Source organism: Saccharibacillus sp. WB 17, assembly GCF_008634075.2.
Taxonomy (GTDB): domain Bacteria; phylum Bacillota; class Bacilli; order Paenibacillales; family Paenibacillaceae; genus Saccharibacillus; species Saccharibacillus brassicae.
Genome location: NZ_VPFK02000023.1, coordinates 88,237 through 110,682, shown reverse-complemented (window position 1 = coordinate 110,682; position 22,446 = coordinate 88,237). Strand labels below are relative to the sequence as shown.

The 22,446-nt window shown below is 60.5% G+C and carries 17 protein-coding genes; 12 read left to right on the top strand and 5 right to left on the bottom strand.

The features are described from left to right. The first annotated feature begins 73 nt into the window (after window positions 1-73). A complete protein-coding gene (locus tag FTE24_RS11995; protein WP_141448202.1) occupies window positions 74-1,591 on the top strand; it encodes an NAD(P)/FAD-dependent oxidoreductase in 1,518 nt (505 codons plus the stop codon). A gap of 609 nt (window positions 1,592-2,200) precedes the next feature. On the opposite strand, the gene FTE24_RS23250 is transcribed toward FTE24_RS11995, so the two are convergent. Continuing rightward, window positions 2,201-4,066: an ABC transporter ATP-binding protein gene (locus FTE24_RS23250; RefSeq protein ID WP_150234547.1), complete on the bottom strand. Its 1,866-nt coding sequence runs from the start codon at window positions 4,064-4,066 to the stop codon at window positions 2,201-2,203. A gap of 180 nt (window positions 4,067-4,246) precedes the next feature. Between FTE24_RS23250 and FTE24_RS11985 the strand changes: the two genes are divergently transcribed. From FTE24_RS11985 to FTE24_RS11975, 3 genes are all read left to right on the top strand, one after another. After that, entirely contained in the window at window positions 4,247-5,689 is a 1,443-nt protein-coding gene (locus tag FTE24_RS11985; RefSeq protein ID WP_150234549.1) for an ABC transporter permease, read from the top strand. A gap of 19 nt (window positions 5,690-5,708) precedes the next feature. Then, complete coding sequence (locus tag FTE24_RS11980; protein WP_150234551.1) at window positions 5,709-7,244, top strand: ABC transporter permease; 1,536 nt, start codon at window positions 5,709-5,711, stop codon at window positions 7,242-7,244. Between the two features lie 81 nt (window positions 7,245-7,325). Further along, entirely contained in the window at window positions 7,326-9,185 is a 1,860-nt protein-coding gene (locus tag FTE24_RS11975; protein ID WP_150234553.1) for an ABC transporter substrate-binding protein, read from the top strand. Between the two features lie 234 nt (window positions 9,186-9,419). On the opposite strand, the gene FTE24_RS11970 is transcribed toward FTE24_RS11975, so the two are convergent. The 3 genes from FTE24_RS11970 to FTE24_RS11960 all read right to left on the bottom strand — a co-directional run bounded on the left by FTE24_RS11970 (window position 9,420) and on the right by FTE24_RS11960 (window position 13,120). Beyond that, window positions 9,420-11,123, bottom strand: coding sequence for a methyl-accepting chemotaxis protein (locus FTE24_RS11970; RefSeq protein ID WP_150234556.1), 1,704 nt, complete (start codon window positions 11,121-11,123; stop codon window positions 9,420-9,422). Window positions 11,124-11,507: 384 nt separating this feature from the next. After that, a complete protein-coding gene (locus FTE24_RS11965; RefSeq protein ID WP_150234558.1) occupies window positions 11,508-12,353 on the bottom strand; it encodes an MBL fold metallo-hydrolase in 846 nt (281 codons plus the stop codon). Between the two features lie 191 nt (window positions 12,354-12,544). Beyond that, entirely contained in the window at window positions 12,545-13,120 is a 576-nt protein-coding gene (locus tag FTE24_RS11960) for a thymidine kinase (protein ID WP_150234559.1), read from the bottom strand. A gap of 155 nt (window positions 13,121-13,275) precedes the next feature. Here FTE24_RS11960 and FTE24_RS11955 point away from each other — a divergent pair, with 155 nt between their 5' ends. From FTE24_RS11955 to FTE24_RS11925, 7 genes are all read left to right on the top strand, one after another. Then, a complete protein-coding gene (locus tag FTE24_RS11955; RefSeq protein WP_150234561.1) occupies window positions 13,276-13,629 on the top strand; it encodes a metal-sensitive transcriptional regulator in 354 nt (117 codons plus the stop codon). A gap of 194 nt (window positions 13,630-13,823) precedes the next feature. Continuing rightward, entirely contained in the window at window positions 13,824-14,024 is a 201-nt protein-coding gene (locus FTE24_RS11950) for a copper ion binding protein (RefSeq protein WP_150234563.1), read from the top strand. Window positions 14,025-14,132: 108 nt separating this feature from the next. Continuing rightward, window positions 14,133-16,673, top strand: a complete 2,541-nt coding sequence (locus FTE24_RS11945; protein ID WP_150234565.1) for a heavy metal translocating P-type ATPase — start codon at window positions 14,133-14,135, stop codon at window positions 16,671-16,673. Window positions 16,674-16,989: 316 nt separating this feature from the next. Continuing rightward, window positions 16,990-18,003 carry a hypothetical protein gene (locus FTE24_RS11940; protein WP_150234567.1) on the top strand — a complete coding sequence of 338 codons (1,014 nt, stop codon included), beginning with the start codon at window positions 16,990-16,992 and terminating at the stop codon, window positions 18,001-18,003. A 175-nt stretch (window positions 18,004-18,178) separates the two neighbouring features. Continuing rightward, complete coding sequence (locus FTE24_RS11935) at window positions 18,179-18,454, top strand: hypothetical protein (RefSeq protein WP_150234569.1); 276 nt, start codon at window positions 18,179-18,181, stop codon at window positions 18,452-18,454. 207 nt (window positions 18,455-18,661) lie between these two features. Next, window positions 18,662-19,411 (top strand): oxygen-insensitive NADPH nitroreductase, encoded by a 750-nt coding sequence (gene nfsA / locus FTE24_RS11930; protein ID WP_150234571.1) that lies wholly within the window; start codon window positions 18,662-18,664, stop codon window positions 19,409-19,411. A gap of 85 nt (window positions 19,412-19,496) precedes the next feature. After that, window positions 19,497-20,465, top strand: a complete 969-nt coding sequence (locus FTE24_RS11925; RefSeq protein ID WP_160441736.1) for a protein kinase family protein — start codon at window positions 19,497-19,499, stop codon at window positions 20,463-20,465. A gap of 156 nt (window positions 20,466-20,621) precedes the next feature. On the opposite strand, the gene FTE24_RS11920 is transcribed toward FTE24_RS11925, so the two are convergent. Then, the gene (locus FTE24_RS11920; protein WP_141448220.1) at window positions 20,622-20,831 is read right to left on the bottom strand and encodes a hypothetical protein; all 210 of its coding nucleotides are present in this window, start codon (window positions 20,829-20,831) and stop codon (window positions 20,622-20,624) included. A 382-nt stretch (window positions 20,832-21,213) separates the two neighbouring features. Here FTE24_RS11920 and FTE24_RS11915 point away from each other — a divergent pair, with 382 nt between their 5' ends. Then, window positions 21,214-22,032: a purine-nucleoside phosphorylase gene (locus tag FTE24_RS11915; protein WP_150234575.1), complete on the top strand. Its 819-nt coding sequence runs from the start codon at window positions 21,214-21,216 to the stop codon at window positions 22,030-22,032. Window positions 22,033-22,446: the final 414 nt, after the last annotated feature.

Genomic DNA, 22,446 nt, shown 5'->3' with positions numbered 1-22,446 from the left:
CCGCTGCCGCCGCCCGCCATGCTGCCGAAATCCGAAGCACGTATGCGTCCACCCGAGGAGGAGACTATCCATCATGACCGATTCCCTGACTTTCGAAAATATCGAACGCAATGCCGCAGAGTCCAATCGATACGACTGCATTATCGTCGGTGCGGGTCCGGCCGGCATTTTTGCCAGCTATGAACTGACGCGCCAGGCGCCCGACTGGAAAGTGCTGCTCGTCGACAAAGGCCACGATATCTACAAACGCCGCTGTCCGATCCTGGAAAATAAAGTCCAGTTCTGTCCGCCTGCCGCGGGGCGCAAAGAGTTTGCGGGCTGCCTGCCGGCCTGCTCGATCACGGCGGGCTTCGGCGGCGCGGGCGCATACAGCGACGGCAAGTTCAATATTACGACGGAATTCGGCGGCTGGATGACCGATTACCTCGCGCCTTCGCAGGTGCTTGACCTGATTCAGTATGTCGATTCCATCAATCTGGAGCACGGCGCGACTGAGTCGATCACCGACCCGACGACCGATACGATCCGCGACATCGAGCAAAAAGCGTATTCGGCCGGGCTCAAGCTGCTGCGCGCGCAGGTTCGCCACCTCGGCACGGAGCAGAATCTGGAGATTCTGAAGTCCATTTTCGAATACCTCAAACCGCGCGTCGAGATGAAATACAAGGCGGAAGTCGACGACCTGATCACGGTAAAAGAAGGCGGAGAGCACACGGTCACGGGTATTCGTCTCAAAAACGGAGAAGAATACCACGCGCCGCGCGTCATGATCGCGCCGGGACGCGACGGTTCGGCCTGGCTGGCGGACGTGTTCAAAAAGCGCCGCCTGAAGCTGACCAACAACCAGGTCGACGTCGGCGTGCGCGTCGAGACGTCCGACGTCGTTATGCGCCAGATCAACGAGCATCTGTACGAAGGCAAATTCGTGTTCAATACGTCGGTCGGCACGCGGGTCCGGACGTTCTGCAGCAACCCGTCCGGCCACGTCGTGGTGGAGAATCACAGCGGCGTCATGGCGGCGAACGGCCACTCGTACAAAGACCCGGCCCTCGGTTCGCGCAACACGAACTTCGCGCTGCTCGTCTCGCACAAGTTTACCGAGCCGTTCGACAAGCCGAACGAATATGCCCGCGAGATCTGCGAACGCGCCAACGATCTGTCGAGCGGCGGCGTCATCGTCCAGAAGTACGGCGATATCCTGCGCGGACGCCGCTCCACGCCGGACCGGATTCGCGAAGGTTTCCTCGAACCGACGCTGAAGGAAGCCGTGCCGGGCGACCTCGGATTGGTGCTGCCCTACAACACGATGAAGAGCCTGATCGAAATGGTGGAAGCTTTGGAAAAAGTAACACCGGGCATCGCGTCCGAACATACGCTGTTCTACGGCGTCGAAGCGAAATTCTACTCCGCCCGTCCGAAGCTGGACGAGACGCTTGAGACCGAGATCCACGGTCTGTACTGCGGCGGCGACGGCGCGGGTATCACGCGCGGCCTTGCCCAGGCCGGCGCGGCGGGCGTACACGTCGCTCGCGGCATGGTGAAAAAAGCCGCAGCGGGCGGCCGTCCGGCTGCGGAGCGGACGCTGGCTTAGGTCGGCCGGGTTGGGCGGGCGGCCGATCGGGCCGCTTGGGCCGGGCAAGCCGGGTCGGGCAAGACCGGGCGAGACCATGTAAGGCCGACCGGCAAGATCCGTTCGGCCCGCCGAAGCGGTCTCGGCAGCCGGAACGAAGGCGAAAAGGCCCGAATCCCTATGTTTTTATAGGGATTCGGGCCTTTTTGTGATGAATTTGTCGTTGGCGCTGGCAAACGGGTTCCCGTGGCTGAACGGATTCCTTCGGCTGAAGGCCAACCGGCAAAAGGAACGGCGAATTCGCAGCCGTTTCCCGCCTTCGCGACCGCTAGCAGAAATAGCTGCGCCAGAGCATCTATTTTCCCTAATTCGCGCCCAAAATCGCAAATAGCTGCGCTACTACATCTATTTGCCCGCTGAAGCCCAAACTTCGGCGAAAACAGGCCAATTAGATGTATTCCTGCACCTATTTGCACAGGGACAAATTTTGCAGGCGAAATAACTGTAGTTTCGCAGTTATTTCGCCGCCGGCATGTCGTCGGCTGCGGGTAAGACGCCCGAGACGCCCGCCTCCACCGGAGCCTCGTACCAGCGACTCGTCACCGCCAAGCCCGCGCCGCCCTAAACCCGTCAATCGCCCGCCAATCCCGCCGTTCCTGCCGGCATCGCCACCCAATGCCCCGGCGATACTTCGACAAGTACGGAGCCTTCGAGCCCGTACTTGTCTTCGCGCGTATCTTCTTCCATCAGGACGCGCTTTTTCTTCGCTTCGATCGCCGGATCGGGGACCGGGATTGCGGCCAGCAGCGACTTCGTGTACGGATGCTGCGGGTTACTGTACAGTTCTTCGCTTTCGGCCAGTTCGACGATTTTGCCGGCGTACATGACGGCAACGCGGTCGCTGATATGCTTGACCATCGACAAATCGTGCGCGATAAACAGGTACGTCAGGCCAAGTTTCTGCTGGAGGTCTTCCAGCAGCGTCACGATCTGCGACTGGATCGACACGTCCAGCGCGGACAGCGGTTCGTCGCAGACGATAAACTTCGGTTCGACCGCGAGCGCGCGGGCGATGCCGATCCGCTGGCGTTGGCCGCCGGAAAATTCGTGCGGGTAACGCAGCGCGAACGCCGGATCGAGGCCGACCATTTCCAGCAGTTCCTCGACGCGGGCGCGGCGCTGGACCGGATTTTGCGACAAGCCGTGCACGTCCATCGCTTCGCCGATAATGTCCAGAATCTTGAGCCGCGGATTGAGCGAAGCATATGGGTCCTGGAAAATCATCTGCATCTCGCGGCGCATCAGCTTCATCTCTTTCGGCGACAGCCGGTTGACGGCCATGCCGCGGTACAGCACGTCGCCGCTCGTCGGCTCGTGCAGGCGCAGAATCGCACGCCCGGTCGTCGATTTGCCGCTGCCGGATTCGCCGACCATGCCGAGCGTCTCGCCTTCGCGGATAAAAAAGCTGATATCGTTGACGGCGCGCAGCGTCCGGCCTTTGCCGAGATTGAAATGCTGCTGCAGCGAGCGGACTTCGAGCAGGGGGCGATCTTCGGGGAGCGCTGGCGTCCCGCCGCCCTGTTCCGTCAGGCGGCTTTCGACGCGTCGTTCGGCTCCGTTCGCCGCCGTTCCTGCCAAGCCGCCGCTTGCCCCGCCGGCTTCTCCAACCGAAGCACCCGCCCGCACCCGCTTGGGCTTTTTCGGTTCGTCCAGCCGCGGCAGCGCGTTGAGCAGCTTTTTCGTGTACGGATGCTGCGGATTCGCGAACAGGTCGGCCGTGCGGCCTTCTTCGACGATCTCGCCGCTTTTCATGACGACGACGCGGTCGCACATGCCGGCGACGACGCCGAGATCGTGCGTGATGAGGACGATCGACGTGCCGAACTTTTCCTGCATCTGCTTCATGACGTTCAGGATCTGCGCCTGGATCGTGACGTCGAGCGCGGTCGTCGGTTCGTCGGCGATCAGCAGCGACGGCCGGCAGGCGAGCGCGATCGCGATCATCGCGCGCTGGCGCATGCCGCCAGAGAACTCGTGCGGATATTGGTTGAAGCGGGTCTGCGGATCGCGGATGCCGACAAGCTTGAGCATTTCGACCGCTTCTTCGCGGGCTTCGCGCTTGGAGATTTTGCGGTGTTTGCGCAGCGTCTCGGCGATTTGCTCGCCGATGCGCAGCGTCGGATTGAGCGACGTCATCGGGTCCTGGAAGATCATGCCGATCTCTTTTCCCCGGATCTGTTCCATTTCTTTTCTCGTTTTCTGCGCCAGGTTTTGTCCCAGAAACAGGATTTCCCCGCTGTTGACGCGCGCGGAAGCTTCCGGCAGCAGCCGCATGATCGCCCGGGCCGTGACGCTTTTGCCGCTGCCCGACTCGCCGACGATGCCGAGCGTTTCCCCTTTGTGCAGGTCGAAGCTGACTCCCCGGACCGCTGCGGTCTCCGTTTCGCGTGCCGCGAACGATACGCGCAAATTGCTGACTTGCAACAGTTTCTCCATTTTTCACAGGCCCCCGTTATGTATTCCAGTATATTCCATGACCAAAAATGTTTTCGGATGTCTTGACTTTAGGAGACAAAAAACTCTAAAATACGACTATAAATACGAGTATATCCATCGGAATTAAATGAGTCATTAAACGGATTATACATTTGCAACGTTTTGGGAGGCAAGTTTTTTATGGATATGGCTCGCAAAAATCAACGTTCGTCGTGGCAGCTGCCCGTCGGACGACTCTATCGCAAAATGCTGGGCATTCCCGGTTACCGGTTCTGGCTGCTGCTGCTCGGGGCTCCCGTCAACCTGATCGTGCTTGCCGTATGGCTTGCGCGGCGCGGCAGCGGGGGATACGCGGCACTTCGGGCTTCGGTGCTTGAAGAACTTCGGCAGTCCGGCTGGGAAAAAGAACTCAAGGAAGACTTCGCGCGGCAGTTGGCGGAGAAGCAGCGCTTTTTCAAGCAGCCCGCGAATGCGAAAGAGACCGAACGCGAAGTTCATCGCCGGGCCGAAGAACGGCTGCAGGCCCGGGCCGACGAGATTACGGCTGAACGGGCGCGCAGCGGCGGCGTGGCACGCAGCGATTACGCGGCGACGTTCGAATCGCTGATCGGCCATCCGGTCTTCGCGGTGCCGGCGGCGATCCTCGGACTGCCGATGGTTGCTTTGATGCTGCTGTACGCCAACGCGTACACGAAATACATATTCGAACGGCTGCTCATGACGCTGTTCGTGGTCGTGGGCGTGTCGGCCCTTGTCTTTAGCATTTTGCATCTGTCCCCGATGAATCCCGCCGCCAACATTCTCGGCGAGACGGCTACCGCCGAGCAGATCGATACGTTTAACCGGATCTACGGACTGGATCGGCCGTACCTGGCCCAGCTCTGGGACAATATCCGCGGCGTGCTGACGCTTGATCTGGGCAAGTCGTTCGCCGGCAACGAAGACGTCGCTTCGACGATCCTGCGCAAATTCCCGGTCACGCTGACGCTCGCGTCGATCTCGCTCGTACTGGCGCTGCTGGTGGCGCTGCCGATCGGCATCCTGTCCGCGGCGCGCCGGGGTTCCTGGCTCGATTACAGCTTCATGTTCATCGCGCTGATCGGCTTGTCCATCCCGAACTTCTGGCAGGGCCTCGTGTTCATACTCGGCTTCTCCATCAAGCTCGGCTGGCTGCCGGCGACGTACACGCCGGGCAATCTGTTATCGTTCATCATGCCGGTCGTCGTGCTCGGCACGGGCCTGACGGCGGCGGTAGCGCGGATGACGCGCTCCTCGACGCTTGAGGTCATGAACGAAGATTACATTCTGACCGCCAAAGCCAAAGGGCTCGGGCGCAGCACCGTATTAATGAAGCATACGGTACGCAACGCGCTCATTCCGATCGTGACCGTGGTCGGCCTTCAGTTCGGCGGAATGCTGGGCGGAGCGGCCATCACGGAGAAAGTGTTCAACATCAGCGGCCTCGGCAGCTACATCGTCGACAAGCAGTTCGTGCCGGACATTCCGGCCGTGATGGGCGGCGTCGTCTATACGGCGATCGCGATCTCGCTCGTCAACGTCATCATCGACGTTATGTACGCGTTCATCGATCCGAGAATCCGGACCAAGATGAAGCAATATTAGACAAAGGGGGACATGCGAAATGTCCGAATTATCGGTTACCGAACCTTCGGCCGCAGGTTCTTCCCCGTCGGGACTGGATGCCGGCGGAGCCAAATCTTCGTCCGAATACGCGCAGGCCGGCTTCGCCTGGGTCGCTTCGCTGCTGCTGACGCTGCTGCTGCTGGCCAATGCGTTCGATTACGCCGCCGGCACGATCAAGCCCGCGGTGCTGACGATCGCCGCCGCTTACGCTTTTTTTACACTCGTGCAGATTCTGATCGCGCTCTTGATCCGTCGCGATCTGGCGACCGCCGGCCGGATCAAGAACCGTACGCGGGCGCTCGGCTGGGTGCAGCTGCTCAGCCTCGCGACCGGCAACGTGTTCGCTGCCGCCGCCGCGTTCCAATTGGTCAAAAAGGCCAAAACGGCGGAGTACGTATTCGCCGGGTACATGGTGCTGACCCAGATCGGCGTTATCGCCGTGTCGGCGCTCAACCTGTTCAAACCGTACGTCGCGGATACGTTCCCGCTCGGCATGCTGGTGCTGCTGATCGTGGCCGGCTTCCATCTGCTGACGATGATCCTGATCGCCGTGTTCGTCAAACGTAACGCCGTGCCGCCCAAAATGACCGGGCTCGCGCTCGCGTTGATCCTGACGGCGGCGACCGGTAATCTGTTCGCGCTGCTGCTCGGCATCGTGCTGCTGGCGAAGATCCGCAGTCAGAAATCGCCGGCTTCCCCAAGATGGGAAGACGCGATCGACCGGTTGTCGAGAGGCACCACGTCGATGCTGGGGATGTTCTTCATCTTCTTCCTGTTCTCGCTATCCGTGTCCAGTCTGTTCACGTTCGATTACGGCATGGCCGTCGAGAACAATTATAGCGCGATCCTCCAGACGCCGAGCCTGGCTTATCCGCTGGGCACCGACAACTTCGGCCGCGATTTGTTCTCGCGGATCGTGTTCGGTGCCCGGATCTCGCTGATCGTCGGCGCCGTGTCCACGCTCATTCCGTTCGTGATCGGGGGAATCCTCGGCGCGGTGTCCGGCTACTACGGACGCCGCACGGACAATATCATCATGCGGGCGCTCGATATCCTGTATTCGATTCCCGGCATCCTGCTTGCGATCGCGATCATCGCGGCGTTCGGCGCGAGCACGGTCAACCTGATTCTCGCGCTCAGCGTGGGGGCCATCCCGACGTACGCCCGAACGATGCGCGCCAACGTCATGATGGTGTCCACCTACGAATTCGTCGATGCGGCGCGGGCGTTCGGTTCCGGCAGCCTGTCGATTATTTTCAAGCATATCGTTCCGAACGCCATGGCTCCGATGATCGTCAAAGCGACGCTGACCATCGGCACGGCCGTCATCTCCACGAGCAGTCTCAGTTATCTGGGGCTCGGCGTGGAACCGCACATTCCCGAATGGGGCAACATTCTGAAGCTTGGCAGCGCGTATCTGGAAACGAATTCTTATCTGGCTGTCTATCCGGGGCTTGCGATTATCGCGCTTGTGCTGTCGTTCAACTTTTTGGGCGACGGGCTGCGCGATGCGCTGGACCCGAAACTGGACTGACTTTATCGGAATCGGCAAAAGAACGCGGCTTGGCTTCGGACAAAAATATACAGTTTCACACTCACGGAGGGGGAGAAAAACATGCGTAATTCTTACAAGTTCACCAAGACGCTGACCGTACTGCTGCTGGCCTTATTGCTGGTGCTGGCGGGCTGCTCGTCGGTGACAACCAAGTCCGACAAGGCCGCTCCGGCCGCGTCCACGGCGGACACGGGCGAACAGCCGGCCGCCGAAGCGACAACTTCGGCTCCGGTCGATATCGAGCTGCTGGCCATGACTTCGCAGGAATCGGACGTCAATATCATCCGCGACCAACTCACCAAGAACGGCTTCAACGTGAAGCTGAACCTGCAGCCGGATTACGGCAGCTTCAAAGCCCAGCAGGACGCCGGCAACTACGACGCCGCGCTGTCGAGCTGGACGACGGTAACCGGCAACCCGGATTACGCCGTGCGCTCGCTGTTCAAGACGGGCGGCGACTACAGCATCCTCGCCGACTCCGAGATCGACAAGCTGATCGACAAAGCGGCGACCGAATCGCCGGAAGATTACGTGGCAACCTACAAAGAACTTGAGCAAAAGCTCGTGTTCGACAACGCGTATATCGCGCCGCTGTACATCTCGCTCAAGAGCCAGGCGATCAACAAGGATATCCTGAATCCGGAATCCGTCCGCCTGTCCAAATCCCGCGCGCTGGCCTGGGAAGACATCGAATTCAAAGATTCCGCCAAAAACAAAACCGAGCCGCTCGTAATGACGCAGGCGATGTCCACGCTGACTTCGCTTGATCCGATCAAAGGCAACGACGGTTCGATCAATACGCTGAACACGAACATGTACGTGCGTCTGATCAACCTGACCGACGACGACAAGATCACGTCCGACGGCTCGCTGTCGCGCAACTTCAGCATCGCCGACGGCAACTCGGATTACTACTTCATCCTGCGCGACGATATCAACTTCGCCAAAGTCGAAGGCGACAAAGCCGTCGATACCGGCGAGCGCGTAGGCGCCGACGACGTCGTGTTCGCGCTGGACCGCGCGAAAAACAAAGACTCCGTGCCGGATCACCGCACGTACTCGCTGCACGAACATATCAAGACGGTCTCGGCGGTCTCCGATCTGTCCGAACTGGATTCCGCCAAGACGGCGGACGGCGGCACGGTCCGCGAAGCGCTGGAGCAGGGGCTCGAAGCGCCGATCTCCGCTCTGGTCGCGGACAAGACGCAGGCCGACAACGCGGCCGGCAAATACCAGGTCATCAAGCTGACGACGACCGAGCCTTTCCCGCAGGTGCTGAACTATCTGGCTCACCAATCGGCGGGCATCGTCTCCAAGAAGCAGGTCGAAAGCATCAACACGTACGACGTGGCCAAGTTCGACGTTACCAAAGACATTCCTTACGGCGACCAGAACACCGTTACGGAAGGCGCCGCTTACGACAACACGCTGTACGCCAGCGGCCCTTACATCCTGACGACCAAAAACGACTATGACGCGAAGTTCGTCAAGAACCCGGCCTACATGCCGGGAACGGAGAACGAACCGAACATCTCCAACATCTCGATCCGCTTCATCGCCGATGCCGACAGCGCGCTGGCGGCTCTGCGCAGCGGCGAAATCTATTCGTACTACGGCGTGCCGGAGACGAAGTTCTCCGTAGTCGAAGGCGATGCCAAGCTGCAGCTCCAGAAGATCGAGAGCAACGCGGTCAGCTACCTGCTGTTCAACACGTCGGACAAGCGTCCGATCGGCAAGAGCGCAGACCTGCGCAAAGCCGTGCTGTACTCGATCAACCAGGACGAGATCCTGCAGTTCTACGAAGGCAACAAGATCAAGGCGGCTTCCACCGTCAGCCCGCTTGTCGATACCGGCAACGTGCTGACCGCCGACCCGGCCAAGGTCAAAGAAGCGCTGGCGGCTTATGAGGCTGCGAAGTAAGAGAATTCATTCGACCACAGACAGGCAAAACGGAGATTTTCCCGAAAGGGAGAGTCTCCGTTTTTCTTTGTGTGCTCGTTTGGGTTCAAAGGGGTCGGCACCTCGCAAAAAAACCGGCAGAAATCTCTGCCGGTTTTTCGAAATATGTGGAAACGGCCGCGAACAAGGGAAGGAACCCGCTTCGCAGGCGGCAGCGCGCCGCCCGAGGCCGAGAAACTTGCGAAGGAGAGAAGCTTACAGACTGAACTTGGTCATTTCCCGCTGTAGATCTTCGGCCAGTTGGGACAGGTGACGGGCGGAGCCGTTGACTTCTTCCATCGTCGACAGCTGCTGCTCGCTCGCCGCGCTCACTTCTTCGAGGCCCGCCGCACCCTGCTCGGTCACGCGGCTGATGCTCTGCATCGCCCGGCCGATTTCGGCCGATTGGCCGGAAGCGGAAGCAATGGAATGCGAGATCTGCCCGATCCGGCCGGATACGTCGGCGATCGACTGCTGGATGACGGAGAACGAGGTGGAGACGCGGCCTGCGCCTTCCACGCCGTGCTTGACGCGGCCGGACGCTTCGTCCATGGAGACGACCGCTTTGCGGCTCTCGACCTGAACGGAACGGACGGTATCGGTAATTTGCGAAGCGGACTCCGCGGCCGACTCGGCCAGTTTGCGAATCTCCTGGGCGACCACGGCGAAGCCTCGGCCGGCGTCGCCGGCTCGGGCCGCTTCGATCGAAGCGTTAAGCGCCAGCAGATTCGTCTGCTTGGCAACCTGTTGAATAGCGGAGACGAGCATATCGATATCGGCGATCCGCTGCTCCAGCGAAACCATGACCGAGCCGGTATGCGAGACGCTGGTGTCGATATCCTGCATCTGGCGCAGAACGTCCTGCACTTCGTTCAGTCCGTCGCGGGCCGACACTTCGGTGCGTCCGGCTAGTTCCGTGATCGATTCGCTGCCGCCGCGGATACTGTCCATATTGTGGGCCAGCTGCTCGGCGGAATGGGTCACTTCCGACACGGTCTGCGTCTGCGCTTCGAATCCGTCGGCCAGAGTGCTGGACGAAGAAGCGATATGGCCGGACGCGACCGCCGTTTGTTCGGCGCTTGCGGTCAACTGCTGCGACGAAGCGGACAGCGTCAGAGCGCTCTCATCCACTTTGCGGATAATGCCGCGCAGCCCGCCGATCATGCCGTTGAACGAGTTGGCCAACTGGCCGATCTCGTCGCGGGATCTGTAATCCGACTGCACGGTCAGGTCTCCTTCTTCGGCGCTCTGCATCAGCTGTTGGATTTTGCGCAGCGGAACAGATACGGCGCGCGCGATCAGGTAGCCGAACGCCAGCGAGAGCACGATGCCGCCGACCAGCAGGGAGAGGATCAAGAACAGGGAGCCGTTCTTGAGCTGTACAGTCGCTTCGCTGCTGGCCTGCGCTTCGCTCGCTTGCAGCGAAGTGATTTCCCCCAGCATGTCGTTCGTCTGCTGGCGCAGCGATTGAACTTTTTCCTTGAATACGGTGTAGGCCCGTGTCTTGTTATCCAGCTTGCTGAGCTCGACCACTTCCTGCAGGGCAGTGCGATAATTCGGAACAACGTTGCGGAATTCGGTGTATTCTTTCTCCATTTGCGCCGACATCGGAATTTGTTCGAGCTTGGTGTACGATTCGTTGTTGGCGGCCTGGCGTTCCTTGAGTTGGGCTTGCAGCTGCGTCGACTGGGCTTGGTCGGTCGACACGATCATTTCCAGCACGATCGACTGCATGGTGACGTTATTGGTCCGGACTTCATCCAGAATCGACATCGCTTTGACGTTCTGGTTATACATGCGTTCGGAAGCGGCGGAGACTTTTTGGGTCGCGTTATATCCGCCTGCACCGATAACGGCAAGCAGGATAGCGGATACGACGGTCAAAATCATGATCTTCCAGCGTACGTTCAAATTTCTCATGGCAGAGCCTCCTAGGTGTCTTTAAATGGATAATATTATCTGAATATTTTCATTTAAAGTTCGAATTTTGTCGAATATAAGTAAGTGTTTTATATATCGGCAGACTACTAACGTTTCAAAAGTGGTTTTTTGAATTTATTGGATACTATTTTGTCGAATTAAGTCTTTGTGCCTAGTTCATAAGTTTTGAATGTTAAAATAACTGATAACAGATAATAAAATATGAAAAAAGACCGTAATCCATGAATGTTAAGTCCATGGATTCCGGTCTGCCGGTACGTTTGATTGGGATGTTCAAGTCGTTTGTTCCAACGCTTGGGAAAGTACCCGCAGGGGGTATACCGAACCTTCCCGCGGACGGCGGCAGATTCCTGGCTTACAGCCTCAGGCGTCGGGATCGATATGCGCGGAATCGACGTATCGGCCGCTGGCCGGTACGGCCAGTTCGTCGAACCGGCTGCTTAACAGCTCCAGCCCTTCGGTCAGCTCGCGGCCGGCCATCGGCTCGCCGTGTCCGGTGACGGCTGCCGCGGGGCGAAGCGCCGCAAGCCGGGCAACCGACGTGCGCGCCGCTTCCCAGTTGGGCGTGAAGTAGGTCGGCGGCCCGTGAATTTCCCGACGCTGCATCAGCACCGCGAGCGCCGATTCCTGCTTGACGGTAATGAATGCGTCGCCTGCGACAAGCGTCCCGTCCGCGCTGCGGAACAGCGAGACATGGCCTTCGGAATGGCCCGGCGTGTGCAGCCAGCGCCAGTCCGGCAGAAACGGCACGCCGCCGTCGGCCGGCAGCGGCTTCACGCGGCCGCCGAGGTCGATGCCTTTGTTCGGGTAGAGCGGAGCCGAAGCGGCCATCAGACCGCCGCCGACCGTCGGATCGCCGGGCGGATAATCCGCCGCTCCGGTCAGGAACGGAATCTCGAATTCGTGGGCGTATACGTCCACGTCGGGGAACAGTTCGAGCAGGTCCTGAATAGAACCGATATGATCGAAATGGCCGTGCGTCAGCAGGATCGCCAGCGGCTTCTCGCTGCCAAAACGCTCGCGCGCTTCCTTCATGATCTTGGACGCCGAGCCGGGCATGCCCGTATCGACGAGCACCCAGCTGCCGCTGCCGGGCATGCCGATCAGGACGACGTTCGAAATTTTCGTGCGCAAATAAGTGACGTCTTCGGGCAGGCGGTCTTCGGGACGGTTCGCATCGGGCGAACCGGAATTCGGATAAGCTTGCATGCGCGTTGCACCTCCGCAAATTTGGAATTGGGAAAAAGATGGAATCAGACGGTTGCCCTGTTTTACCCGTTACAGAGAGCGCTGACACATCCGGCGCGGCAGGCGAAAATGCGAAAAGCCGGTCCTTTCCCGGGAGGGAAAATAACCGGCCGACCCGGCGCCGACACTTCGTCGCGCGGGCGCATATGGGATTACAGCGGCGGATTGGCGTGGCATTTGCGGCAGACGGGGAAGTAGCGGTCGTTGCCGCCGATCTGGATCTGTTCGCCGTCGTAGAGCGGTTTGCGGTTCTCGTCGACGCGGAGCGCCATCGTCGCTTTGCGCTCGCAGAACCAGCAGATCGTTTTCATTTCCTCGATTTTGTCCGCGTACAGCAGCATGTACTGGCTGCCTTCGAACAGCTCGTTGCGGAAGTCGTTTTTGAGACCGAAGCCCATGACCGGGATATTCAGCTCGTCCACGATGCGCGTCATCTGCAGCACTTGTTCCTTCGTCACGAACTGCACTTCGTCGAACAGTACGCAGCTGATCTTTTTCCCCTCGTAAGTGTTCACTTCTTCATACAAATCGGTATCCGCGTAGACCGAGATCGCTTCGCGCTTCATCCCGATCCGGGAAGACACGTGGCCGACTTCGTCGCGGTCGTCGATGCCGGAGGTGAAGATCAGGACGTTTTTGTTTTGTTCTTCGTAATTATGGGCGACTTTGAGAATCTCGATCGATTTCCCGCTGTTCATTGCCCCGTATTTGAAAAAAAGCTGTGCCATCATATTCTCTCCTTAGCTGTAAAGTCCGATCTCCATTGTAGCAGGAATGCGCCTCTGGGAAAAAAAGAATTATTGTCTCTTTACATACCCTATGGGGGTATATTATAATAGACGCATACCGGTACACTATCCATGCAAACGAAAGGAGCGGACCCATGGCGATTCGGAAAAATACGGAGATCGTGCTCGAACCCGAACATTGCGGCGTTCCCGGAGAAGACGGCAAACTGCCGAGAAAGAGCCATCACTCCGAATCCACCAAGAGCAATCTCGTGTCCCGGCTGAACCGCGTCGAAGGCCAGATCCGCGGCATCAAGGGCATGATCGAGAAAGATACGTACTGCGACGACGTGCTGAACCAGATCGCCGCCGCCCAATCCGCGCTGAACAGCGTCGGCCGCCTGCTGCTCGAAGGCCATATGAAGAGCTGCGTGGTCGAACGTATCGAAGCCGGCGAGACCGAAGTGATCGATGAACTTCTGATTACGGTTAATAAATTATTGAAGTAAAAAACTTCCCGGCCGCCCTACCAGCGACCTCAATCAAGGGCTTTGCTAACCGGACGGTCCAACCGGTTAGCAAAGGCTACCCGAGGAGCGATTTCAATGAAGGCCGGGAAGTCCGCGCACGTTCCCAAGTTCACTTCTACAATCCGTGCTTTTACCATAATCTAACCATCCCACCCCCCAAGGAGGAACCACCCATGCAAACCACAACCCTTAACGTCGAAGGCATGTCCTGCAACCACTGCGTCAAAGCCGTCGAAGGAGCCGTTCAGGAAGTCGGAGCCCAAGGCACGGTCGACCTGAACGCCAAAACGGTAGACGTCTCGTACGACGAAGCCGCAGTCAGCCTCGACGTTATCAAATCGGCGATCGAAGAGCAGGGCTACGACGTCGTCTAAGCCGGTCTGCCCGATCCGGACGTTGCTGTTCGCGAGCTTCGTCCGGGCTTTATTTTCAATAAAATATACCCCCCAGGGGTACTAATTAGTAAGAAGGAGGACACTCAGATGCAAAGCGCAACCGAAAACAAACCGGCGTCCGGCAGCGGTCCCACGCAGCAGGCGACGCTCCAGATCAGCGGGATGACCTGCTCCGCCTGCGCGATCCGGATCGAGAAAGGCTTGAACCGGATGCCCGGCGTCGCCGAAGCGAACGTGAACCTGGCGCTGGAGAAAGCGTCGATCGGCTACGATCCCAAAGCGACGAATCCGGCCGAGATCGAACGCAAGATCGAATCGCTCGGCTACGGCACGGTCAAGGAAGCGTCGGACTTCGACATTTCCGGCATGACCTGTGCGGCCTGCTCCACGCGGATCGAAAAAGGCTTGAACCGGATGCCCGGCGTGCTGAGCGCGAGCGTCAATCTGGCGCTGGAGACGGCGCACGTGGAATATTCGCCGGGGGCGATGGCGCCTACGGACATCATGCGCAAAGTGCAGCAGCTCGGCTATGAAGCCAAGCTGAAGCAGGCAGGCGCGGAGCGGGATCGCGGCGGCGAAGAACGCAAGCGCGTGATCCGGCTGCTCGTCGCCGCGCTGCTGTCGCTGCCGCTGCTCTGGGCGATGGTCGGGCACTTCTCGTTCACGTCGTTTCTCTACGTGCCGGACCTGTTCCTCAATCCGTGGTTCCAGCTGGCGCTGGCGACGCCGGTGCAGCTCGTCATCGGTTGGCCGTTCTACGTCGGCGCCTACAAAGCGCTGCGTAACGGCAGCGCCAATATGGACGTATTGGTCGCGCTCGGCACGTCGGCCGCGTATTTCTACAGTGTGTATCTGACGATCAATTGGGCAGCCGGCGGAGGCGCGGTTAGCGGCGCGGCCGGACCGGATATGGCGGGGATGTCCGGCATGGGCGGCCCAGGCACGCCGGCTCTGTATTTCGAGACGAGCGCGGTGCTGATTACGCTGGTGCTCGTCGGCAAATGGTTCGAAGCCCGGGCCAAAGGGCGTTCGTCCGACGCGATCCGCAGCCTGATGGGCCTGCAGGCCAAGACGGCGATCGTGATCCGGGGCGGCGAAGAAGTACAGGTTCCGGTGGAAGAAGTCATGACCGGCGATATCGTGCGCGTTCGGCCGGGCGAGAAAATTCCGGTCGACGGCGTCGTGACGGAAGGTCTCTCTTCCGTCGACGAATCGATGCTGACCGGGGAGAGCCTGCCGGTCGGCAAAGAACCCGGTTCGCAGGTCGCAGGCGCGACGATCAACAAGAACGGCTCGCTGCTGATCAAAGCGACCAAAGTCGGCCGCGATACCGCTTTGGCCCAAATCGTGCGCGTCGTGGAAGAAGCGCAGGGCTCCAAAGCGCCGATCCAGCGCATGGCCGACGTCATCTCCGGCATTTTCGTGCCGATCGTGGTCGGCATCGCGGTCGTGACGTTCGCCTTTTGGTATTTTGCTGTCGATATCGGCAACTTCCCGGGCGCGCTGGAAAAAGCGATCGCGGTTCTGGTCATTGCCTGCCCGTGCGCGCTTGGCCTGGCTACGCCGACTTCGATCATGGCCGGCTCCGGCCGTGCAGCCGAGTTCGGCATCCTGTTCAAAGGCGGCGAACATCTCGAGACGGCGCGCAGCGTCGACACGGTCGTGCTGGACAAGACCGGCACGGTAACCAAAGGCAAGCCGGAACTGACGGACGTTATCGTCTACGGCGACTTCGAAGCCGCGAATTCTGCGGCCGACGCCGGAACTGCGCGCGAGAACGCCCTGCTGGCGCTGGTCGGCGCGGCGGAGAACGCGTCCGAGCATCCGCTGGCCGAAGCGCTCGTCCGCGGAGCGGGCGAACGCGGCGTCGCCATGCCTCAGGCGGAACGGTTCGAATCGCTGCCGGGCTACGGCATCTCTGCCGTCGTCGACGGCCGCGAAGTGCGGGTCGGAACGCGCCGGATGCTGCAGGAACTCGGCATTGAAGCATCCGCGGCGCTGCCGGACATGGAGCGCCTGGAAGGCGACGGCAAGACGGCGATGCTCGTCGCCGTCGAAGGCCGTTTGGCCGGCGTAGTCGCCGTTGCCGACACGCTCAAGGAATCGTCGCCGGAAGCGATTCGCCGTCTGCGCGGCATGGGGCTGCGCGTCATGATGATTACGGGCGACAACCTGGCGACGGCGCGGGCGATCGCGGCGCAGGCCGGTATCGACGAAGCCGACGTGCTGGCGGAAGTGCTGCCGGAAGGCAAAGCGGACGAAGTGAAAAAGCTGCAGCAGGCCGGCCGCAAAGTGGCGATGGTCGGCGACGGCATCAACGATGCGCCGGCGCTGGCAACGGCCGATACCGGCATGGCAATCGGCACGGGCACCGACGTGGCGATGGAAGCCGCGGATATCACGCTGATGCGGGGCGACCTGAACAGCGTGGCGGACGCGATCCTGATGAGCCGCCGCACGATGGACAATATCCGCCAGAACCTGTTCTGGGCGCTCGGCTACAACGTGCTCGGCATTCCGATCGCCGCGATCGGGCTGCTCGCGCCCTGGTTGGCCGGTGCGGCGATGGCGTTCAGCTCCGTGTCGGTCGTGCTGAACGCGCTGCGGCTGCAGCGGGTCAAGCTGTGACCGCCGCGATCTAAGCCGGCGTTCGCAGGCTGCGCGCCTGACGTTTACGGCCGCGATGCGGAGGCGGATTCGGATTTCGCAAAGATCCAGAAGAAAGTGCGCAGCAGCGTCGCAACAGCCGTATGGAGAGCATTAGCGCTCTCCGTACGGCTTTTTCTGTACGTTTTTTCTGGACGCTCCCGCGTCTCCCTACATTAAGAACACATTAATTTTTCGAATTTACGAGTCGTTTCGATCGTTCGTGCGTATATACGCGAAAGGCCATGTATCCGTTTGCAAAAAAAAGCGGCGGAGCGGCATTCGAGGAGGAGAGCGCATGAGCGGAACAAGAAATCGGACAAGCAAGAAAATTCCCGCGCTGGCCGCGATCGCATTGATGACGGCGCTGACCGGTTCGGCGTTTCCGGCGGAACGGGCGGCAGCGGCAAGCGCGGGGCAGGAACCGTCCCCGAGCGGCCGCGAAGCCAAAGCCGCCCAGAACGGATCGAAGCTCCGGCGCGACCACGCGGCTGCGTCCGCCGGAGAGACTTCCGGCGAAGCCGCGGCTGCCGCGTTCGCCAAGCTGTCCGCCCGCAGCGACGTGCCGGGCATGTGGAAGCATATCGAAGCGCAAGCCGCGAAGTCCGCGCCGTCCACGGTCACCGTCTGGCTGCGCCGCCTCGAAGCCGTGCAGGCGAAGCGCCTGACGTCGATGGAAGAACAACTGGGCGCAGAGAAGGTGCAGAGCGCACTGTCGGGAACGAAGCTGTTCGGCTACGCGGACGGCCGCTGGCTGCGCGGCGCGCGTACCGGCAATGCCGCGGCCGACGCGCTGCTTCGGGAGATCGAGACCGAAGGCTACGTGCTGGACGTGACCGAAGGCTACTATTTTCCGAAGATCGATTATGAACGCTATCGCAAACAGGCGGACCGCGTAAGCCGGCGCTACGCCGAATATTTGACGATCCGGGCCGACGAGACGCGAAGCGAAGTGACGAAGGACGCCGGCTTGATCGTCAGCTGGCAGGAACTGCTGGAGCGGGCCGAACGTCAGAGCGTGTACTTGCAGCGTTACCCCGATTCGCCGGAATCGGCAGTCGTGGCGCAGATGTATCGGCAGTCGGTCTATCTCGTGCTGTACGGCACGGACAACGTGCCGCTGTTCGATTCGGCGACGCGGCGGATCGATCCGGACGCCGAAGCCGCTTACGAGCGTCAGGTACGCAAAGGCGGCACGTCCGCGTTTGCCCGGATGCTGCGCGCTTACGTGGGTGTGCTGGAGCAGGGCGGAGGCAAGCTGACGCCGGCGGCGGAGAAGTTCCGCGACGCGCGCAATCCTTCGAAGAGTTAACGCATCCGGTCCAAGACTTCAGCCGTTGAGATTAATGTGAACAAACTATGTCGGGAAAGTTCGAAATCCGCCCTCTTTTTTCCAAATATTTCGAGTCAAAAGAAGACATAAGCGTTAAATATACAAAAAGCTCAGCCGATATGTAGGATAAGATCACGCGAAGGGAGAGAACGGAATGAGCAGAAGCCGCCGGGTCCATCAGCCGAATATTTCGTTTACCGCCGCTTTTGCGCTCATTCAGGCACTGCGCGATCCTCGCCCCGATTCCGATTCCATGCCAGAGCGATTGTCCGTGGAGCGCCGGACAGAAGGTTCCGTGTTCGCCGCCGCGCCGGATGTCGGGCCTTCGCCCTACACCGAGCCGTACGAGCTGTTCCGCCCCGATTTTCTGAATACGCTTTCCGAGCCGCACGCTCCGGTCCGGGCGGACGTTCCCCGCGAAGAACGTTAGCGCCGGGAGCGCGGCCTGACGCAAGGTGCGAGAGACAGACCGTAGCGGGTCCCCGGGCTTTGCCCGAGGGGCTTTTTGCTGCGTCTGCACATGTGGGCCTATCCGCAGGCTTGCGCCGCGTCCGCCGGAGTTCCATAATAGAGACGGAAATCGAAACCGAAAAATCGAAATCGAGCAATCAAAACCGATGGAAAGAAGGCTTGGCTCATGAACGAAACGTTGTCCCTATTAATGAACCACCGCTCCGTGCGCAAATATACCGATCGCCTTGTTTCGCAGGAGCAGCTCGAAGCGATCGTGGCCGCCGGCCAGATGGCTTCCAGTTCCAGCAACGTGCAGGCGTATACCGTCGTGGCCGTTACCGATTCCGCTTTGAAAAACAAACTGTCCGAATATGCCGGCAATCAGGCGTATATCCGCGAATGCCCGGTGTTCCTCGTCTGGTGCGCGGATCTGTCCCGGCTCAAAAAAGCCGCCGATACCCACGCGCCGGAAGCGGCGTCGTATGAAGGTGCGGCAGAGAACTTTATCGTGGCGACGGTGGACGTGGCGCTGGCTTCGCAGAACGCGGCCGTGGCCGCCGAATCGCTCGGACTCGGCATCGTGTACATCGGCGGCATCCGCAACGATATCGAGAGCGTGTCGGACCTGCTTGGCCTGCCGGACTATGTCTACCCGGTATTCGGCATGTGCGTCGGGTATCCCGATCCGCAGCACGGGGCGGGACTGCGTCCGCGCCTGCCGCAGGAAGCGGTGCTGCACATGAACGGCTACAACGCGGAGCAGAGCGAGCGCGGCACGGCTGCCTACGACGAGACGTCGATCCGCTACATGACCGAGCGTACCGGCGGTCAGCGCACGTCGTCTTGGTCGGAGCAGATGGCGGCCAAACTGACGACGCCGTCGCGGATGCAGCTGCGGGCTTTTTTGGCCGGAAAAGGGTTGAACAAAGAGTAGATCGAAGCCGTTGGAAAAAGACGGGCTGCGGACACAAAAGACGACGCCGGGACGTTGAGCCGGCGTTCGCATGAAGGAGCAGGGGATGCTTGAATCCATCAAAGAGTTTATCCGGGCCTGGCGCGATTATCCGCTGCAGCCCGGCGACGTGATCGGCGAACGTTACGAAGTGTCCGAATGGCTCGGCATGGGCAGCTATGGGCTGAGCTACCGCTGCACCGACCGGCAGGGCGGCGGCGAGGTGGCGCTCAAGCAGGCCAAACCGAGCCGACGCCGGCTGGCGGGGCTGCTGCTGGAGCGGGAAAGCCGCGCGCTGCTGGCGATGGACCATCCGTTCATTCCCCGCTGCCAAAGTTTTTTCGTCGATCGCCGCAGCCGGTGGCTCGCCGCCGATTACGTGCGCGGCCGGACGCTGGAAGATCTGATTTTCGAAGAAGGACGCGCGTTCGGCGAAGCCGACTGCCTGAGCTGGGCGCTGGAGCTGCTGGACCGGATCGGGCATGTGCACGATCGCGGCTACGTTCATCTGGATATTCGCATTCCGAACGTGATGATGGACGACGCCGGCATTCACCTGATCGACTTCGGCCTGGCCCGGCGGATCGGCGAGGACGACGCGTCGGCGCCCGACGGTTCGCCGCTGCCGAGCCGCATGCCGGCCCGTATCGTCTCGGATCTGGAAGACGCCGGACATCTGCTGCTGTATATGCTCTACTCCGGCTACACGCCGCCCGGCGAGCTGCCGGACACGGCCCGCGATTCCGAAGCGGCCGCGGCGGCGCGCCTGCGGGCCGGAGTCGGAGATTCCGCCGCTGCGGGCAGTTCCGCGTCCGCAGACGGCGGCTTGCCGGAGGCGGGCGGACCGTCCTGGGAAGAAGAACTGGAGCTGTCCGGGCCGACTTCCGCCCTGCTGCGGCGCCTGCTGCGGCTGGACGAGCCTTATGCGGATACGCGTGCGGCGGCGTACGCGATTCGCGGCAGCCTGGAGCGTCTGCGCGGCGGAAGCGGGGCGGGCGCGGATGGCAGTGGCGGTGGAGATACGCCGCCGGCTTAGTGCGCTCCGCGGCGCGGGTCGGAAGTGCTGCCGCGCCGAGCACCATGTGTGTGCGCGGCGTCCGATCCGAACGTCAAAAGGCCGTTCCCTTCGTCGATATCGACGAGGAGAACGGCCTTTTCGCGCTGCCGTCAGCGTAAGCGTCCCTGCTTGGGATCAACTGGAGCTGCCGGATTTTCTTTTGTAGTAGGAATGGCCGTGACGTCCGTGCCCGCCGTGGCGGTGATCGGAAGACGAAGAACGCGAGTATCTCGGGCGGCTGCTGCTGGACCCGTGATGGCGGCGGCCGCGATGGCTGCTCGATCCGCGCTTGTGGCTGGAGCTGGAAGCGGAATGGACGATCTTGTCGACGATTTTTTTGAACATGGGAATGCCTCCTCGGTTGGGTGCGCCGCGTCCGAAGACGGTTCGGCGATAACGATCGTGCTGAGAGCTATACGGATGCGACTTGCGCAGCGTTTCAATCGGGCTGCGGCCCGGATCGACCGGACCGGCGGCGTCGGATCGGCACTCTTTTCGCCAAAGAGGTCCTTGCTCTGAAGTTACCCGTTTCGGTGGGTCGCTAACATTAGAAGTTCATGAGAAAAAGCGGCGCTGCGGCCTGCGCGGACGGGGACGGTTTACACGCGGGCGCTTCTCCCGGTACACTGGTCTAGGCACGCGGTACGCCAGAGGGAAAAACGGCTTCGCCGGACCTGCCGCAGCCGCGGAATATGTTCGGGAAGCGACCATTCGAGGAGGATTCATTATGCAAAAAACGCAGGAAATCATGGAAGCGCGCGACTTTATCGCCGCCAAGACGGAGCAGCGGCCGACGATCGGCCTGATTCTGGGATCGGGTCTGGGCACGCTCGCCGACGAGATCGAAAACGCGGTCGTCATTCCGTACGCCGACATTCCGTATTTCGCCAAATCGGAAGCGATCGGCCACGCCAACGAGCTGGTCATCGGACAGCTGAACGGCAAAACGGTCGTAGCGATGAAAGGGCGTTTCCATTACTATGAAGGCTATTCGCTCAAGGAAGTGACGTTCCCGGTGCGGGTCATGAAAGCGCTGGGCGTCGAGACGGTCATCGTCACGAATGCCTGCGGAGCGGTCAACACGGACTTCAAGCCGGGCGACCTGATGCTGATCAGCGACCATATCAACCTCGTCGGCGCCAATCCGCTGATCGGGCCGAACAACAGCGAGCTGGGCGTTCGGTTCCCGGACGTGTCGCAGGTCTACAATCGCGAACTGCGCGATCTGGCGCTCGAAGTGGCGTCTGAGCAGGGCACGACGCTCCGGCAGGGCGTCTACGCCTGGTGGAGCGGTCCGGCTTACGAGACGCCTGCGGAGATTCGCATGATCCGCACGCTCGGCGGCGACGCGGTCGGCATGTCCACCGTTCCGGAGACGATCGTGGCCGTGCACGGCGGCATGAAAGTGCTCGGCATCTCCTGCCTGACGAATATGGCCTGCGGCATTCTGGATCAGCCGCTCAGCCACGACGAAGTGATCGAAGTCGCGGCGCAGGTGCGGGAGAAGTTCATGGGCTTGGTCAAAGGCATTCTGGACCGGGCGTAAAAAGCGGAAACCCGCGGAGCGGCGAGACATTTCGGCGTCGCGGCAGGAATTGGGGATGGAAAAAGAGCCAGAAAACCGGATGACGGTTTTTGGGCTCTTTTTTTGGGTTGTTTTTGGGCGGGAGCGACTATTCGGGACGCGGGGGGCGAAAAAGGAGAGGCTAACGAATCCTGAGCGCGCTAAATCGTCTTTTTGGCGTGTTTTTCGAATCTAACGAATCGAGAGCACGCTAATCGGGCAAAAAGCCGGTTTTGGCCGGGAAGTCGGACGAATAGCGACATGACGATTCGTTGGATTTGCAAAAAGGCCGGAAAATCGAAAATAGCGATAGGAGGGTTCGTTGGAGTTTGGGCCGGGCGGCAGATGGACGGACAGGCGCGAAGCTGTGCAGACAGGCGGCGTATTTACCAGCAA

Excerpts from the sequence above, each read along its gene's own strand:
- FTE24_RS11995 (WP_141448202.1), top strand. The coding sequence starts at position 74 with ATGACCGATTCCCTGACTTTCGAAAATATCGAACGCAATGCCGCAGAG.
- FTE24_RS23250 (WP_150234547.1), bottom strand. The coding sequence starts at position 4,066 with ATGGAGAAACTGTTGCAAGTCAGCAATTTGCGCGTATCGTTCGCGGCA.
- FTE24_RS11985 (WP_150234549.1), top strand. The coding sequence starts at position 4,247 with ATGGATATGGCTCGCAAAAATCAACGTTCGTCGTGGCAGCTGCCCGTC.
- FTE24_RS11980 (WP_150234551.1), top strand. The coding sequence starts at position 5,709 with ATGTCCGAATTATCGGTTACCGAACCTTCGGCCGCAGGTTCTTCCCCG.
- FTE24_RS11975 (WP_150234553.1), top strand. The coding sequence starts at position 7,326 with ATGCGTAATTCTTACAAGTTCACCAAGACGCTGACCGTACTGCTGCTG.
- FTE24_RS11970 (WP_150234556.1), bottom strand. The coding sequence starts at position 11,123 with ATGAGAAATTTGAACGTACGCTGGAAGATCATGATTTTGACCGTCGTA.
- FTE24_RS11965 (WP_150234558.1), bottom strand. The coding sequence starts at position 12,353 with ATGCAAGCTTATCCGAATTCCGGTTCGCCCGATGCGAACCGTCCCGAA.
- FTE24_RS11960 (WP_150234559.1), bottom strand. The coding sequence starts at position 13,120 with ATGGCACAGCTTTTTTTCAAATACGGGGCAATGAACAGCGGGAAATCG.
- FTE24_RS11955 (WP_150234561.1), top strand. The coding sequence starts at position 13,276 with ATGGCGATTCGGAAAAATACGGAGATCGTGCTCGAACCCGAACATTGC.
- FTE24_RS11950 (WP_150234563.1), top strand. The coding sequence starts at position 13,824 with ATGCAAACCACAACCCTTAACGTCGAAGGCATGTCCTGCAACCACTGC.
- FTE24_RS11945 (WP_150234565.1), top strand. The coding sequence starts at position 14,133 with ATGCAAAGCGCAACCGAAAACAAACCGGCGTCCGGCAGCGGTCCCACG.
- FTE24_RS11940 (WP_150234567.1), top strand. The coding sequence starts at position 16,990 with ATGAGCGGAACAAGAAATCGGACAAGCAAGAAAATTCCCGCGCTGGCC.
- FTE24_RS11935 (WP_150234569.1), top strand. The coding sequence starts at position 18,179 with ATGAGCAGAAGCCGCCGGGTCCATCAGCCGAATATTTCGTTTACCGCC.
- nfsA (WP_150234571.1), top strand. The coding sequence starts at position 18,662 with ATGAACGAAACGTTGTCCCTATTAATGAACCACCGCTCCGTGCGCAAA.
- FTE24_RS11925 (WP_160441736.1), top strand. The coding sequence starts at position 19,497 with ATGCTTGAATCCATCAAAGAGTTTATCCGGGCCTGGCGCGATTATCCG.
- FTE24_RS11920 (WP_141448220.1), bottom strand. The coding sequence starts at position 20,831 with ATGTTCAAAAAAATCGTCGACAAGATCGTCCATTCCGCTTCCAGCTCC.
- FTE24_RS11915 (WP_150234575.1), top strand. The coding sequence starts at position 21,214 with ATGCAAAAAACGCAGGAAATCATGGAAGCGCGCGACTTTATCGCCGCC.